The sequence below is a fragment of the Sphingomonas sp. GM_Shp_1 genome (assembly GCF_026540895.1).
In the GTDB taxonomy this organism is placed as follows: domain Bacteria; phylum Pseudomonadota; class Alphaproteobacteria; order Sphingomonadales; family Sphingomonadaceae; genus Sphingomonas.
The window spans coordinates 196,226-210,122 of sequence record NZ_JALNUR010000001.1 but is presented as its reverse complement, the minus strand read 5'-3'; the positions used below and the strand labels follow the sequence as shown (position 1 = coordinate 210,122).

The following is a 13,897-nucleotide window of genomic DNA, read 5'->3' as shown; positions in this document are numbered from 1 at the left end:
ATGATCGGTCTGGTTCTGGTGACGCACGGGCGGCTCGCCGATGAGTTCGTGACCGCGATGATTCATGTGGTCGGCCCACAGGAGCGGATCGCGACCATCGCGATCGGGCCCGAGGACGATATGGAGGAACGGCGCGCCGACATCGCCGCCGCCATCGGCACGGTCGATGCGGGGCGCGGCGTGATCGTGCTGACCGACCTGTTCGGCGGCACCCCCTCCAACCTCGCCATCTCGCTGATGGAGCGGGGCCGGGTCGAAGTGATCGCGGGGATGAACCTGCCGATGCTGATCCGCCTGGGTTCCGCGCGCAAGTCGATGCAGGTGGTCGACGCCGTCGCCGCCGCGCGCGAGGCGGGGCGCAAATATATCTCGGTCGCCTCCGAAGTGCTGGGCGAGGCCGCCGCATGACGGAGCAGACGCGGACCGTCCTCATCACCAACCGCCGTGGCCTTCACGCCCGCGCCAGCGCCAAGTTCGTCACCCTCGCCTCCAGCCAGCCTTGCGAAGTCCGGGTCGGCAAGGACGGCAGCATGGTGACGGGCACCTCGATCATGGGCCTGATGATGCTGGGCGCCGCGATGGGCGACACCATCACGATCAGCGCCGAAGGCGACGGCGCCGGTGAGACGGTCGAGGCGCTGGTCGCGCTCGTGGAAGCCAAGTTCGGCGAAGACTGATGCCCCGCGAGATTACCGCTTATTCCAACCCGCTGATCAAGTGGGCCCGCGACCTGCGCGACAAGCGCCACCGCAAGCAGTCGCGCCAGTTCCTCGCCGAAGGCCTGCGCATCCTGACCGAGGCGCGCGAGACGGGGCGTCTGCCCACCTTGCTCTTCTATGCCAAGCCATCGGCGGGCCATCCACTGGTGCGCGAACTGATCGACGCGGTCGAAGCGTCGGAGGGCGAGGCGATCGAGACGACGCCCGACATCCTGTCCAAGCTGTCGGGCAAGGACAATCCGCAGGCCGTGGTCGGGGTGTTCGAGGAACTCGCGGTCACGCTCGACACGCTGGACCGGTCGTCCTCGGGCATCTGGCTGGTGGCCGAACGGCTGCGCGATCCGGGCAATCTGGGGACCATCCTGCGCACCGGGGACGCGGTCGGTGCGGGCGGCCTGATCCTGATCGGCGAATGCGTCGACCCCTTCTCGGTCGAGGCGGTGCGCGCCAGCATGGGCGCGCTGTTCACCGTGCCGATCGTGCGCTGCGAGTGGCAGGCTTTCCTGAACTGGCTGCGCCAGGGGCCGGGGCAGTTGGTCGGCCTGAGCCTCGATACCGATTCGGATTACCGCACGGCGCGTTACTCGGCTCCGACCTTCCTGCTGACCGGCAACGAGGCGCAAGGGATGCCGGACGACTATGCCGCCGCCTGCGATACGCTGGTCAAGATCCCGATGCTCGGCAAGGCGGATAGCCTCAACGCGGCGGTCGCCACGGCGGTGATGGCCTATGAGGTGCTGGCCCAGCAAGGTGGCGCAAAGGCGGGGTGACCGCCGTTTTGGGCTTCCGTTCGGTCTGAGCGAAGCCGAAGGCCGCGCCACGCCTTAGTCGCGAGCGCGACCCCGTGCACTTCGACTTCGCTCAGTGCGAACGGAGGTTCAGGAATGCCGGGCGTTCTAAATATGGCGACCGGGCGACGCAAAGGCGCCTGAAACCATCCCCACCCCCGTTCAGCCTGAGCGAAGTCGAAGGCCACGCCGCGCCCTAACCGCGAGCGCAATCTCATGCCCTTCGACTTCGCTCGTTGCGATCGGCGGTCACCATCGCGAACCCGAGCCCCCGCGACCGTCGACGAAGGTCAGGAAACCTCCGCCCCCTCGCCGCCGTCCGTCAATTCCGCGACCGGCATCAGCTTGGTCAGCGGACGGGTCGCCTGTTCGCCAATGGGGGGCTGTTCGATGCTCTTGCCGCCGGTGTCGATGTTCAGGGCCTCGAACCGCCGCGCGCTGGTGAGCACCTGGCTTTCCAGGCTGCCGACAAAGGCGTTGTAGGCCGTCATCGCCGTGTCGAGATTCTTGCCCAGTTTCGACACATGGCCGCCCATCACCGCGAGCCGCGCGTAAAGCTCCTTGCCCAGCGCGCCGATCTGCCGTGCTTCCTGCGCCAGTTTCTCCTGCCGCCACACCGCCGCGACCGTGCGGGCGATGGCGATCAGGTTGGTCGGGGTCGCCAACAACACCCGCTTGTCGAATGCGAAGTCCCACAGGGTCGGGTCATGCTCCAGCGCCGCCGACAGGAAATGCTCGCCGGGAACGAACATGATGACATAGTCGGGCGCGTCGTCGAACTGGTTCCAATAGCTCTTATTGCCCAGGCCATTGACGTGCGCGCGCATCGCGGCGGCGTGGCGCGACAGGCCCGCCAGCCGTTCGACCTCATCGACCGCGCCGAAGGCGTCCTGATAATCGTTGAGCGACACCTTGGCATCGATGACCAGCGCCTTGCCGCCCGGCACGCGCACGATCGCATCGGGGCGGAGCCGCCCGCCCTCGCCGTCCGCCACGCTGACCTCGGTCTGGAAATCGGCATGTTCGGACAGGCCGCAGCTTTCCAGCACGTTGCGAAGCTGCTGCTCGCCCCAGCGTCCGCGTGCCTTGGGGGCGTTGCGCAGCGCGTTGACCAGCTTGGCCGCCTCGCCCGAGACACGCTCCTGCCCGATCCGCATCGCCTCGATCTGGCCCTTCAGCTCGCCGAAGGCGTCGCGGCGTTCGTCCTCGACCTTCCGCACGCCCTCCTCATAGCGTTGCAGCCGCTGGTGGACCGGGTCGAGCAGCGCCTTGAGCGTCTGCCCCGACGCCTCCTCCGACTGGCGGAACCGCGCCTCGGCACGTTCGAGGAACTGGCGCTGCGCGACTTCCAGTGCGCGCGCCGCGGCTTCGCCGAATTGCGTGTTGATCTGTTCGCGCGCCTTGCCCAGCGCCTCCAAGGTCTGGGCATGCGCCGCCTCGCGCTCCTGCGCGCGCGCCTGCAATTCCGCCAGTTCGCGCAGCGCGACGTTGCGCTCCGCCTCCACCGCGTCGCGCGCCGCCCGGATCACGTCCAGATCGGCGGCACGCCCGCGTAGTTCGGCCAGTGCCTGTAGCGCCTCGCTCTTCTCGCGCTCGGCCGTATCGCGGGCGGCTCGCAGTGGATCGACCTCCGCCGCGCGGGCCTTTGCGGTGGCCAGTTCGGCGGCGAGGCTATCGGCGGTACGCTTCGCGGCCAGCCAGCCGGCCAGCCCCCCGACCAAGAGCGCCAAAAGCGCGACGACGATCAATTCGGGCATCATGTAAACCTGTCAGAACCAAGGACAGGTCGGAACATAGAACGAACGATCGACATCGAATAGGGTCAATCGACCCCGCCCGATTTATGCGGTTGGGGTCAGCCCTTGCGCAGCTTGGTCAGCTTGCGCATCAGCATGTCGCGCTTCAACCGGCTGACATGATCGATGAACAGCACGCCGTTCAGATGGTCGATCTCATGCTGCATGCAGGTGGCGAGCAGGCCGTCCAGCTCGGCCTCATGCGCCTCGCCCTTTTCGTCCAGCCACTGGACCTGGCACTTGGCGGGCCGCTTCACCTCGGCATATTGCTCCGGGATCGACAGGCAGCCCTCGTTATAGGTGGACAATTCGTCGCTGACCGACAGGATTTCGGGGTTGATATAGGCGCGCGGGTTCTTGACCGGCTTGCCTTCCTCATCCTCTTCCTCCTGAAGATCGATGACGAGCACGCGCTTGTCGACGCCCACCTGGATCGCGGCCAGTCCGATGCCGTGTGCGTCGTACATGGTGTCGATCATGTCGGTGACAAGCTGACGGATCGAGTCATCGACCGCCTCCACGGGCTTGGAGACGAGACGCAGGCGGGGGTCGGGAACTTCGACGATCGGAAGAATGGCCATGACGGTTTCGCTACGGTGCGGGCCGTGGACCGTCAAGACGGCGCATCAGATCACCGGACGCCGCGCCCGCAACGCCTGTGCCAGCGTCCCTTCGTCCAGATAGTCGAGTTCGCCCCCGACCGGCAGGCCATGCGCCAGCTGAGTCACCCGGACCGGAAAACGCTCGATCCGCTCGGCGATGTAATGCGCGGTGGTCTGCCCCTCCAGCGTGGCGTTCATGGCGAGCACGACCTCGTCGATCCCGCCTTCCTCGATCCGGCGGACCAGGGCGTCGATCGCCAGATCCTCGGGCCGGATGCCTTCCAGCGCCGACAACCGTCCGCCCAGCACATGAAAGCGCCCCGGAAACAGCCGCGACCGCTCCAGCGCCCAAAGGTCGGCCACCTCCTCGACGACGCACAGCGCGCCCGCGTCGCGCCGGGGATCGACACAGATGGCGCAAGGATTGGCGGTATCGATATTGCCGCACACCGCACAGGTCTCCAGCCGCTCCTCCACCGCCGCCAGCGCCGTCAGCAACGGGGTCAGCGCCGCCTCACGCTTCTTGAGCAGGTGCAGAACCGCGCGCCGGGCCGAGCGAGGGCCAAGGCCGGGAATACGCGCCAGCGCCTGGGTCAGCGCCTCGATCTCGGGGGATGCCATGACGAACAGATAGGGGGTTGCGCGCCATCCCGCCAGCGAAGAGAGACATGGGTCATGCGGATCATCTTCATGGGTACGCCGGGCTTCGCCGTCCCGGTTCTGGAAGCGCTGGCACGGGCCGGACACGAGATCGTCGCCAGCTATAGCCAGCCGCCGCGCCCCGGCGGACGGCGCGGGCGGCAATTGGTGGCCTCGCCAGTGCAGCAGGCGGCGGAGGCGTTGGGCATTCCGATCCTGACCCCGGTCAGCCTGCGCAATCCCGATGAGCAGCAGCGCTTCGCGGCGTTCGGTGCCGATATCGCGGTCGTGGCGGCCTATGGCCTGATCCTGCCACCGCCGATCCTGGCCGCGCCGCGCCTGGGGTGCCTGAACGTCCATGGCTCGTTGCTGCCCCGGTGGCGCGGCGCGGCGCCGATCCAGCGGGCGATATTGGCGGGCGATGTGGTAACCGGCGTCGGCATCATGCAGATGGAAGCGGGGCTCGATACCGGTCCGGTGCGGCTGGAGGGATCTGCCCGGATCGGGCGCAAGACCACCGGCGAGCTGACCGACGAACTCGCCGCCATGGGGGCCGAACTGATGGTCCGTGTGCTCGCCGATCCGGAGCGCTATCCGCCCCGACCCCAGCCGGTCGAGGGCGTCACCTATGCCGCCAAGATCGACAAGGCCGAGACACGGCTCGACTTCACCCGAAGCGCGGTCGAACTGGAGCGACAGGTCCGCGCCTTCCACCCCGCCCCCGGCGCCTGGTTCGAATATCAGGGGGAGCGGATCAAAGTCCTGTCCGCCGAGGTCGAGGATGGGATGGGTCCCGTCGGCGAGGTACTGGACGACCGGCTGGCCATCGCCTGTGGCGAAGGTGCGATCCGCCCGATCACCGTCCAGCGCGCCGGACGCGGCGTATCGAGCGCCGAGGATTTGCTGCGCGGCTTTCCGATCCCGGCGGGCACTCGGCTTTGACGCGCTTCGCCCTGACGGTGGAATATGACGGGCGGCCCTTCATGGGCTGGCAACGCCAGTCGCACGGGCCCAGCGTGCAGCAGACGCTGGAGGACGCGATCCATGCCGTGACGGGCGAGCGGACCGCCGTCCATGCGGCGGGACGGACCGATGCGGGGGTCCATGGACTGGCGATGCGCGCGCATGTCGATGTCGCCAAGCCGATCGCGCCCTTTCGGCTGATGGAGGCGATCAACGCCCGCGCCCGGCCCGCGCCGGTGGCGGTGCTGGACTGTGTCGAGGTCGCGGACGACTGGCACGCGCGCTTCTCATGCATCCGCCGGTCCTATGAATATCGCATCGTCAACCGCCGCGCGCCGCTGACCTTCGAGGCGGGGCTGGCATGGCAGGTGCCTCAGCCGCTGGACGAGGCCGCGATGGCTCAGGCCGCGGCACATCTGGTCGGGCGGCACGACTTCACCACCTTCCGCTCGGTCCATTGCCAGGCGGACAGCCCGGTGCGGACGCTGGACCTGCTGTCGGTCGAGCGGGACGGCGCACGGCTCTATATCCGCGCCGCCGCCCGCTCCTTCCTGCATCATCAAGTGCGGTCGATGGTCGGATGCCTGGCGCTGGTCGGCATGGGCCGCTGGTCGCCCGACGATGTCGCGGCGGCGCTGGCGGCGCGTGACCGCGCGCAACTGGGGCTCAACGCGCCGTCCGACGGGCTGTTCTTCGTGGCGGCGGATTACCCGGACGCGGGCTGACGCACGAAGCTGGCCGCCAGTTCGACATGGGTGGACCAGCGGAACTGCCCCACCGGCTGCACCCATTGCAACTGCCAGCCCTGATCGACCATCGCCTTGGCGTCGCGCGCGAAGCTCGCCGGGTTGCACGAGACATAGGCGACGGCCCAAACATCGGCGCTGGCCAGCGCATCCGCCTGATCCCGCGCCCCCGCACGCGGCGGGTCGAGGACGATCGCGTCGAACCGGTCCAGTTCCGCCTTGGTCAGCGGGCGACGATACAGGTCGCGATGCTCCGCGAAGACCGGGCGGTGCTGCGCATTGGCCGCGCCCTTCAGCGACAGGATCGCATCCCGCGCGCCCTCCGCCGCATAGACCTTGCCCGGCAGCGCGAGCGCGAAGGTGCCCAGCCCCGCGAACAGATCGGCGGTCGTGCGCGGCTGGCCGACCGCTTCGCGCACGGCGGCGACCAAGGCCGCCTCGCCATCCGGCGTCGCCTGAAGGAAGGCGCCGGGCGGCAGGGGAACGGCGACTCCGCCCAGGGTGATGGTCACCGGCTCCGGCTCCCACCGCGTCTCGGCACCCAGCCCGTCATCGACCGAGAAGCGCGCGACGCCGTGGCGCTCGCAAAAGCCGATGATCGTCTCCGCCGCTTCCAGCCCATCCGGCGAGAAATTGGTGACGAGCACGTCCGCGCCCTGATCGGCCAGCGCCAGATGAACATCGCCGCGCCGCTTGAACCCCAGACGCTGCAACAGCCCCCGCAAGGGTGCGACCAGTGCGAACAGTTGCGGATCGAGGATATGGCATTCGGCGATATCGACGATCGCGTGGCTCTTCTCCTCCGAAAAGCCGATCAGCACGCGCCCCCCCTTGGCCTCGGCATGCAGCGTCGCCCGCCTGCGACTGCGCGGCGGGGAGAGATGCGCGGGGCGAAGCGGAGCCGTCAGCCCTTGCGCGTCCAGCGCGGCGGCGATGCGATCCGTGACGAAGCCCGCATAGCTTTCGTCGTCCAGATGCTGAAGCTGGCACCCGCCGCAGCGGGGGAAATGGCCGCAGGGCGGCGTCTGGTGATGCGGGCCGGGGATGACCGCGCCGTCCGCCGACAGGGTGTCGCCGGGCGCGGCAAAAGCGGCATGTCGCCCATTTTCGGTCACGCCGTCGCCTCGAGCGGCAACGCGGATGATGATATCGTTCATCCGATCAGCCTCTGACGGCGGAAAGCGCTTCTGCCAAGTCGTCCGCGATGAAAGCCGCGCCGCAGGCCCGCGCCGCCTGCGCATGGAGCCACACCCCCGCCTCCGCCGCCGCGAGCGGCTCCATCCCCGCCGCCAGCATCGCGCCGACCGCCCCGGCCAGCACATCGCCGGTCCCGGCGGTCGACAGCCAAGGGCTCGCCTCGGGGCAGAGGATCGCGCGACCATCGGGGGCGGCGATGACGGTATCGGCGCCCTTATGGACGATGACCGCCCCGCTTCGCTCGGCGGCACGCAAGGTGGCAGCCAGCTTGCCTTCGGGCATCTCGCCGAACAGATGCGCGAACTCGCCGCCATGGGGGGTCAGGATCTTGCGGCCCTCATGCCGGTGCAGCGTGGCGATATCAACCAGCCGCAGCGCATCGCCGTCGATCACCAAAGGCCGTCCGCTCGCGATCGCGGTTTCCAGCCGTTCCCGTGCATCCTCATCCCGGCCCAGCCCGGGGCCGATCACCACCGCCCCGATCCGATCCTCGCGCAGCGCATCGGGGGCGTAGGCCCGGCGGACGACGGCATGCGGACGCGCCGAACCACTCGGCGGATCGGACGACAGATGCAGGACATAGCCCGCCCCGGCACGCAATGCCGCCATCGCCGCCAGTTCGGACGCGCCCGACATGCTCCCCGCCACGATCGCCACCATCCCGCGACTATATTTGTGCGAGGTGGCGTCGGGCTGAGGCAGATCGGGCCGCTTCATCACGCGGATTTTCGTATCCACCGCGACGCCGATCTCGATCAACCGGACCTGCCCCATCAGCCCGGCGGCGGGTTGGAGCAGATGAGAGGGTTTGACCGCGCCCAGCGCCAGCGTCACGTCGAAGCCCGGCACGGCACCCAAAGGCGTGCCATCGTCGCTGGCGATCCCGCTCGGCAGATCGACCGCGATGCACAGCCACGCCGCCGACGCCAATCGGCGCAAGGCCGCCTGAACCGCCGCATCGGGAGCGCGCGAAAGGCCGGTCCCGAACACCGCGTCCACCAGCACGGGTGCGGGTTCGGCATCGGCCATGGCTTCGACGGTACCGTTCCAGGCCGCCTTGGCCCGGCGCGCGCCGTAACTGCGCGGCTCGTCGCTGACTGCGACCCGGACGCTCAAGCCCTGCCGCTGCAACGCCGCCGCCGCGATATAGCCGTCGCCGCCATTGTTGCCGGGGCCGCACAGGATCAGTGTCTTACGCCCCGCCGCCACCCGCGCGACCGCGCGGGCGATTCCTTCCCCGGCGCGCTGCATCAGTTCCGCCTCGGATACGCCCCCGGCCATGGCCTGGCCTTCCGCCGCGCGCATCTGTGCAGCGGTCAGGACAGGCGCGCCATCGATCGGGCTCATCGTGTGCCGACCGTCGCGGGCAGGCGATATCGGTCGTCACCGACCCGAACCTCGATTTGATCGCCCCCCGCAAGGGCAACCTGGGCGGGCAGTGCGCCGTCGGCACTGGCGACGCCGTGCCCGTCCTGCGTCACCCGCAGCCGCCGAAAACCGCCATCGGCATGGCGCAGCGTCAGGATCACGCCCGCCCCCGCCGCGGACTGCTCAACCGTGCAGTCGCGGCGAAAGGCCTGAGCCCCCGCCAGCGCGCAATCGATCGGCAGGCCGGGCTTTTCGGCGGCGGCAGGGGTGTCGGACTGCTCCGCCCCCTGCCCACCCGAACAGCCGGCCAGCGCCAGGGCACCGGCCAGCCAGCGGGGATCAGATATCCGCATAGACATGGCGCTCGCACTTGGCGCCGGGATGGGTGACCGCGCCCTGATGCGCGGGGCCGACATTCTGGGCATAGCGCCACAACACGCCCGACTGGTAATCGTTCACGCGCGGGGTCCAGCGGGCGCGGCGCTCGTCCAGCACGGCGGGTTCGACCTCCAGGTCGATCGTCCCGGCTTCGGCGTCGATGCGGATCAGATCGCCATTCTCAACCAGCGCGATCGGGCCGCAATCCGCCGCTTCGGGGCCGACATGGCCGATGCAGAAGCCGCGCGTCGCGCCCGAGAAACGGCCATCGGTAATCAGCGCGACCTTCTCGCCCAGCCCCTGTCCATAGAGAGCGGCGGTGGTCGACAGCATCTCGCGCATGCCGGGGCCGCCCTTGGGCCCTTCATAGCGGATGATGATGACCGAACCCTCGGCGATGTCGCGCGCTTCGACGGCCGCGAAGGCCTCTTCCTCGCAATCGAAGACGCGGGCGACGCCCTCGAACTGGAGGCGCTTCATGCCCGCCACCTTCACGATCGCCCCCTCAGGCGCGAGGCTGCCGCGAAGACCCACCACGCCACCGGTCGGCGACAGCGGCGTCTTCACGTCGTAAATGACCTTCTGATCGGGGTTCCAAGTGATCTCGTCGATATTCTCGGCCAGCGTCTTGCCGGTCACGGTCATGCAGTCGCCGTGCAGGAAGCCCCCCGCCAACAGCGTCTTCATCAGCATATAGACGCCGCCCGCCTCGTACATGTCCTTGGCGACATAGCGGCCGCCCGGCTTCAGGTCGGCGATATAGGGCGTGGTCTTGAAGATCTCGGCCACGTCGAACAGGTCGAATTCGATCCCCGCCTCGTTCGCCATCGCGGGCAGATGAAGCCCGGCATTGGTCGAGCCCCCCGTCGCCGCCACGACACGCGCGGCGTTTTCAAAGGCTTCACGGGTGCAGATGTCACGCGGGCGCAGGTTGCGCGCGACCAGCTCCATCACCTGCTCGCCCGCCGCCTCGGCGATGCCGTGGCGATCGAGGAAGGGCGCGGGCATCATGTTGCTGTTGGGCAGCGACAGGCCGATCGCCTCGCCGACGCACGCCATGGTGTTGGCGGTGAACTGGCCCCCGCACGCGCCGTGACCGGGGCAGGCGACCTTTTCCAGCGCGATCAGGTCGTGCAACGGACAATTGCCCGCCGCATGCTGGCCCACCGCCTCGAACACGTCGACCACGGTGACGTCGCGGTCATGGTGCCGACCGGGCAGGATCGAGCCGCCATAGACGAAGATCGACGGCACATTCAGGCGCAGCATCGCCATCATCATGCCGGGCAGCGACTTGTCGCACCCGGCAAAGCCGACCAGCGCGTCATAGCAATGGCCGCGCACCGACAGCTCGACCGAATCGGCGATAACCTCGCGGCTGACCAGCGAGGACTTCATGCCCTGATGGCCCATCGCGATACCGTCGGTCACGGTGATGGTGTTGAACCGGCGTGGCATGCCGCCGCCCCGGATCACCCCGCCCTGCGCGGCGTCGGCCTGTGCATCCAGGGTGGTGTTGCAGGGGGCGGAATTGTTGCCCGCACTCGCCAGCGCGACGAAGGGCTTGGCGATATCATCTTCCTGGATACCCATGGCATAGTAATAGCTGCGGTGCGGCGCGCGCTCCGGGCCCACGGAAACGTGGCGGGACGGCAGGCGGGACTTGTCGAATTGGCGTGTCATGGCGCAGCCCTATGTCGCGAGACGGGCCTTTGACGCAAGCAAATTTCGTCGTGACGGGCTTCGGCGGTCCTCCCCGGCAGGGTAACAGGCCGAAGGTCTGGCAAGAGGAGCGTCCTCGGCGGAGCCCTTTGAGGCGATGCCCCTCCACCACCGCTTCGCGGCGGTCCCCGTCCCCATCGATGATGGAGAGGATTTTTTAGAGGGAACCTAGTGCCTTGGCCACGCCGTCCATGGTAAACGGTTTTTGCAGGCGCGGGCGGTCGCGGAAGCGTTCGTCGACCGAATCGTCCGATCCGCCGGTGGCGAAGACGAAGGGTACGCCGCGTTCCGCCAACGCTTCGGCGACGGGGGTGCTCTTCTGGCCGCCCCGCAGGTTGACGTCGAGGATGGCCGCGTCGATACCGCCCTGAGCCACCCGGGCCAGCGCGTCGTCGACGCTGTCGACGGTGCCCGCGACCTGTTTGTCGAGGACGTCCAGGAAATCCTCGAGCATCATGGCGATAAGGGGTTCGTCCTCGACGATGAGGATCTGCACGGGCTCTGTCATCGGCACCGCCATATCATGCTTTGCGCCATCCGCCAGCCGCTTGTTACGATCCGCCGTCCCGCGAGAGTGCGGCCTGCGTCGCTTCGGCCAGTTGCTGGACCGAGAATGGCTTGGGCAGGAAGCCGACATTGGGCAGCGTGATCGACTTGCGAAGCTGCTCCTCGGCATAGCCCGACATGAACAGCACGGCGAGGTCGGGATAGCGTTTGCGGACGAGGCCAACCATGGTCGGGCCGTCCATCGTCGGCATCACCACGTCGGAGATCAGCAGATCGGGCTTGCCATGCTTGTCGAGCATCTCCAGCGCCGCTTCGCCATTTTCCGCCGCGATCACCGTATAACCCTGTCGCGACAAGGCCCGCTCGGCGACGGCGCGGACCATATCCTCATCCTCAACCAGCAATATGGTGCCCGACCCCCATGGCGTGGTCGCGCGCGCCGCCGGTTTTTCCGGGATCGCCTTGGCGGTCGGCATGGCGGGCGCGGCATGGACGGGCAGGTATATCGAAAACTTCGCGCCCCCGCCCGGCGGCGAATCGGCGAAGATATAGCCGCCCGACTGTTTGATGATGCCGTAAACGGTCGACAGGCCCAGCCCGGTGCCCTTGCCCAATTCCTTGGTGGTGAAGAAGGGCTCGAAAATCTTGGGCAGGATTTCGGGCGGAATGCCCGTCCCGTTGTCGCTGATGATCAGCGCGGTGTAATCGGCGGCGGGCAGGATGTCGTTGTTCAGCGCGCGCGCATCCGCCATCGACACCGCCCGCGTCTGGATGGTCAGGATACCGCCGCCCGCCGGCTCATTCTCGAGGATCGCGTCGCGCGCATTGACCGCCAGATTGACGACGACCTGCTCCAACTGCCCCGGATCGGCGCGCACCGGGCCCAGATTGCGGCCATGGGTGACATCCAGCCGCACCCGCTCGCCGAGCAGCCGCTTAAGCAGGTTCGACACCTCCGACACGACATCGGGCAGTTGCAGGATCTGGGGGCGCAGCGTCTGTTGCCGTGAGAAGGCGAGCAATTGCCGCGTCAGGCTGGCCGCACGGTTGGAATTGGTGCGGATCTGCTGGATATCGTCATAGTCGCTGTCGCCGGGCGCATGGCGCATCAGCATCAGGTCGCAATGCCCGATGATCGCGGTCAGGATATTGTTGAAGTCGTGCGCGACGCCGCCCGCGAGCTGGCCGACCGCCTGCATCTTGGTCGCCTGCGCCACTTCGCGCTTCAGGCGGCTCTCCTCCGAATTGTCCTTCAGGCTGAGGAGCACCGCCGCATCGCCCAGCCCCCGCGCGCCCGCGATGGTCAGCGCCACCGGCTCCTCGGGATGGTCCTTCAGGCGGACTGCCATGTCGGCGCTATGGGTCGCGCCCCCGGCAAAGCGCCGGATCGCATCGGCGACCGCCGCCTTGTCCTCGCGCACCACCAGATCGCCCGGATAGAGCGGCGGGGTCGTCCCCTTCACCCCGGCGGCGCGCATGAAGGCGGAGTTCATCTGAATGAAGCGCCCGTCCCGATCGACCAGCGCGATACCGAAGGGCATCAGCGAGACCAGCCCCCGCACATGGCTGCCCGCGCTGGCGCCTGCTGGGGCCACGAGTTGCTCCTCCTCGTCGAGCAGGACGACCAGCATCGGCGCGCCCTCCCCCTCGACAAAGGGGATTTGCAGGACGCGCAAGCGACGCCCGTCGCCCTTGCCAAGTTCGGCGGCGAAGCGGACCTGCCCGCCGGGATCGTGCATCAGGAAGGTCGCGAAGTCGCGGCCGACGATCGACATCATCTCGCCGCCCATGGCGCGGGCGCACAGCACCCGGTTGGCGGCACGCACCCGGCCATCGGGAGCGATCAGCGCCGCCATGATCCCCGCCGCGCCCAGCCGATCGCCCTGGATACCGCCGATCAACCGCTCGACCGTTTCGGCCAGATCCTGTTCCTGCGCGACCGCGAAACGCCAGACGAGCAGGTCGGCCTCGTCGCCCGCGCGCGTCACCAGCACCGACAATTCGGTCCCCATCACCGCGATCCGGTCCGCCCGGCCCAGCCCGTCGCGCCACGCCGCCCGCCCGGCCTGCGCCAGCGCCTCGACCGAGGGCGCGTCCAGCGGCACGCCGGGCGGCGTCGGCATCATCGGGAAGAGCGAGGCATAGGCGTCGTTGGCGCAGACCAGCCGCCCCGCTCGGTCGGTCACCGCGATCGCATCATGGCTGGCATCCGCGACGACGCGCGCGAAATCCCAGTCGACGCTCCGCCGCGTCTGCTCGACCCGGGGGGTCAGGATGCGCCAGACGAGGATCAGCCCGAAGGCGAGCAGCGCGGCGGCCAGAAATCCCGCCGCGACGATCCAGTTGCCGATCGCCAGGAACAGCAGCGCCGCCGCCCCCACCCCGCTCACCAACGAGACGAGGGCCGCAATGCGGACCGGGGTAAATCTTTCGGGAGACGCGATCGCCATGATGAAACTCTTCATCCGGCGA

The 13,897-nt window shown here is 68.4% G+C and carries 14 protein-coding genes; 5 read left to right on the top strand and 9 right to left on the bottom strand.

The annotated features are described in order from the left end of the window. The 3 genes from OXQ33_RS00950 to OXQ33_RS00940 are packed head-to-tail and all read left to right on the top strand — an operon-like array spanning window position 1 to window position 1,489. Window positions 1-408, top strand: a complete 408-nt coding sequence (locus tag OXQ33_RS00950) for a PTS sugar transporter subunit IIA (protein WP_267432723.1) — start codon at window positions 1-3, stop codon at window positions 406-408. Then, window positions 405-677 carry an HPr family phosphocarrier protein gene (locus OXQ33_RS00945; RefSeq protein WP_267432648.1) on the top strand — a complete coding sequence of 91 codons (273 nt, stop codon included), beginning with the start codon at window positions 405-407 and terminating at the stop codon, window positions 675-677. Before OXQ33_RS00950 ends, OXQ33_RS00945 begins: the two co-directional genes overlap by 4 nt. Further along, a complete protein-coding gene (locus OXQ33_RS00940) occupies window positions 677-1,489 on the top strand; it encodes an RNA methyltransferase (protein WP_267432647.1) in 813 nt (270 codons plus the stop codon). Before OXQ33_RS00945 ends, OXQ33_RS00940 begins: the two co-directional genes overlap by 1 nt. Before the next feature lie 308 nt (window positions 1,490-1,797). On the opposite strand, the gene rmuC is transcribed toward OXQ33_RS00940, so the two are convergent. From rmuC to recR, 3 genes are all read right to left on the bottom strand, one after another. Continuing rightward, complete coding sequence (rmuC, locus tag OXQ33_RS00935; protein ID WP_267432721.1) at window positions 1,798-3,264, bottom strand: DNA recombination protein RmuC; 1,467 nt, start codon at window positions 3,262-3,264, stop codon at window positions 1,798-1,800. Between the two features lie 98 nt (window positions 3,265-3,362). Further along, window positions 3,363-3,884 (bottom strand): peptide deformylase, encoded by a 522-nt coding sequence (gene def, locus OXQ33_RS00930; protein WP_267432646.1) that lies wholly within the window; start codon window positions 3,882-3,884, stop codon window positions 3,363-3,365. A 45-nt stretch (window positions 3,885-3,929) separates the two neighbouring features. After that, complete coding sequence (gene recR / locus OXQ33_RS00925; RefSeq protein WP_267432645.1) at window positions 3,930-4,526, bottom strand: recombination mediator RecR; 597 nt, start codon at window positions 4,524-4,526, stop codon at window positions 3,930-3,932. 54 nt (window positions 4,527-4,580) lie between these two features. Here recR and fmt point away from each other — a divergent pair, with 54 nt between their 5' ends. Together fmt and truA are read left to right on the top strand one after the other, a co-directional pair. Next, window positions 4,581-5,486: a methionyl-tRNA formyltransferase gene (gene fmt, locus OXQ33_RS00920; RefSeq protein ID WP_267432643.1), complete on the top strand. Its 906-nt coding sequence runs from the start codon at window positions 4,581-4,583 to the stop codon at window positions 5,484-5,486. After that, window positions 5,483-6,232, top strand: a complete 750-nt coding sequence (truA, locus tag OXQ33_RS00915; RefSeq protein ID WP_267432642.1) for a tRNA pseudouridine(38-40) synthase TruA — start codon at window positions 5,483-5,485, stop codon at window positions 6,230-6,232. Before fmt ends, truA begins: the two co-directional genes overlap by 4 nt. Here truA and OXQ33_RS00910 read toward each other — a convergent pair. The 6 genes from OXQ33_RS00910 to OXQ33_RS00885 all read right to left on the bottom strand — a co-directional run bounded on the left by OXQ33_RS00910 (window position 6,214) and on the right by OXQ33_RS00885 (window position 13,875). Next, on the bottom strand, window positions 6,214-7,410 hold the full coding sequence (locus OXQ33_RS00910; RefSeq protein ID WP_267432640.1) for a class I SAM-dependent RNA methyltransferase: 1,197 nt from the start codon (window positions 7,408-7,410) through the stop codon (window positions 6,214-6,216). The genes truA and OXQ33_RS00910 overlap by 19 nt on opposite strands. Window positions 7,411-7,414: 4 nt before the next feature. Then, window positions 7,415-8,797 carry an NAD(P)H-hydrate dehydratase gene (locus OXQ33_RS00905; protein WP_267432639.1) on the bottom strand — a complete coding sequence of 461 codons (1,383 nt, stop codon included), beginning with the start codon at window positions 8,795-8,797 and terminating at the stop codon, window positions 7,415-7,417. Then, the gene (locus tag OXQ33_RS00900) at window positions 8,794-9,171 is read right to left on the bottom strand and encodes a hypothetical protein (RefSeq protein WP_267432638.1); all 378 of its coding nucleotides are present in this window, start codon (window positions 9,169-9,171) and stop codon (window positions 8,794-8,796) included. The genes OXQ33_RS00905 and OXQ33_RS00900 overlap by 4 nt, the downstream gene beginning before the upstream one ends. After that, window positions 9,158-10,879, bottom strand: a complete 1,722-nt coding sequence (gene ilvD, locus OXQ33_RS00895) for a dihydroxy-acid dehydratase (protein ID WP_267432637.1) — start codon at window positions 10,877-10,879, stop codon at window positions 9,158-9,160. Before ilvD ends, OXQ33_RS00900 begins: the two co-directional genes overlap by 14 nt. A gap of 196 nt (window positions 10,880-11,075) precedes the next feature. Next, a complete protein-coding gene (locus OXQ33_RS00890) occupies window positions 11,076-11,426 on the bottom strand; it encodes a response regulator (RefSeq protein ID WP_261267839.1) in 351 nt (116 codons plus the stop codon). A gap of 43 nt (window positions 11,427-11,469) precedes the next feature. After that, the gene (locus tag OXQ33_RS00885; protein ID WP_267432720.1) at window positions 11,470-13,875 is read right to left on the bottom strand and encodes a response regulator; all 2,406 of its coding nucleotides are present in this window, start codon (window positions 13,873-13,875) and stop codon (window positions 11,470-11,472) included. Window positions 13,876-13,897: the final 22 nt, after the last annotated feature.

What these genes read in the sequence shown, in the direction of transcription:
- OXQ33_RS00950 (WP_267432723.1), top strand. Translation starts at nt 1, where the DNA reads ATGATCGGTCTGGTTCTGGTGACGCACGGGCGGCTCGCCGATGAGTTC.
- OXQ33_RS00945 (WP_267432648.1), top strand. Translation starts at nt 405, where the DNA reads ATGACGGAGCAGACGCGGACCGTCCTCATCACCAACCGCCGTGGCCTT.
- OXQ33_RS00940 (WP_267432647.1), top strand. Translation starts at nt 677, where the DNA reads ATGCCCCGCGAGATTACCGCTTATTCCAACCCGCTGATCAAGTGGGCC.
- rmuC (WP_267432721.1), bottom strand. Translation starts at nt 3,264, where the DNA reads ATGCCCGAATTGATCGTCGTCGCGCTTTTGGCGCTCTTGGTCGGGGGG.
- def (WP_267432646.1), bottom strand. Translation starts at nt 3,884, where the DNA reads ATGGCCATTCTTCCGATCGTCGAAGTTCCCGACCCCCGCCTGCGTCTC.
- recR (WP_267432645.1), bottom strand. Translation starts at nt 4,526, where the DNA reads ATGGCATCCCCCGAGATCGAGGCGCTGACCCAGGCGCTGGCGCGTATT.
- fmt (WP_267432643.1), top strand. Translation starts at nt 4,581, where the DNA reads ATGCGGATCATCTTCATGGGTACGCCGGGCTTCGCCGTCCCGGTTCTG.
- OXQ33_RS00910 (WP_267432640.1), bottom strand. Translation starts at nt 7,410, where the DNA reads ATGAACGATATCATCATCCGCGTTGCCGCTCGAGGCGACGGCGTGACC.
- OXQ33_RS00905 (WP_267432639.1), bottom strand. Translation starts at nt 8,797, where the DNA reads ATGAGCCCGATCGATGGCGCGCCTGTCCTGACCGCTGCACAGATGCGC.
- OXQ33_RS00900 (WP_267432638.1), bottom strand. Translation starts at nt 9,171, where the DNA reads ATGCGGATATCTGATCCCCGCTGGCTGGCCGGTGCCCTGGCGCTGGCC.
- ilvD (WP_267432637.1), bottom strand. Translation starts at nt 10,879, where the DNA reads ATGACACGCCAATTCGACAAGTCCCGCCTGCCGTCCCGCCACGTTTCC.
- OXQ33_RS00890 (WP_261267839.1), bottom strand. Translation starts at nt 11,426, where the DNA reads ATGACAGAGCCCGTGCAGATCCTCATCGTCGAGGACGAACCCCTTATC.
- OXQ33_RS00885 (WP_267432720.1), bottom strand. Translation starts at nt 13,875, where the DNA reads ATGGCGATCGCGTCTCCCGAAAGATTTACCCCGGTCCGCATTGCGGCC.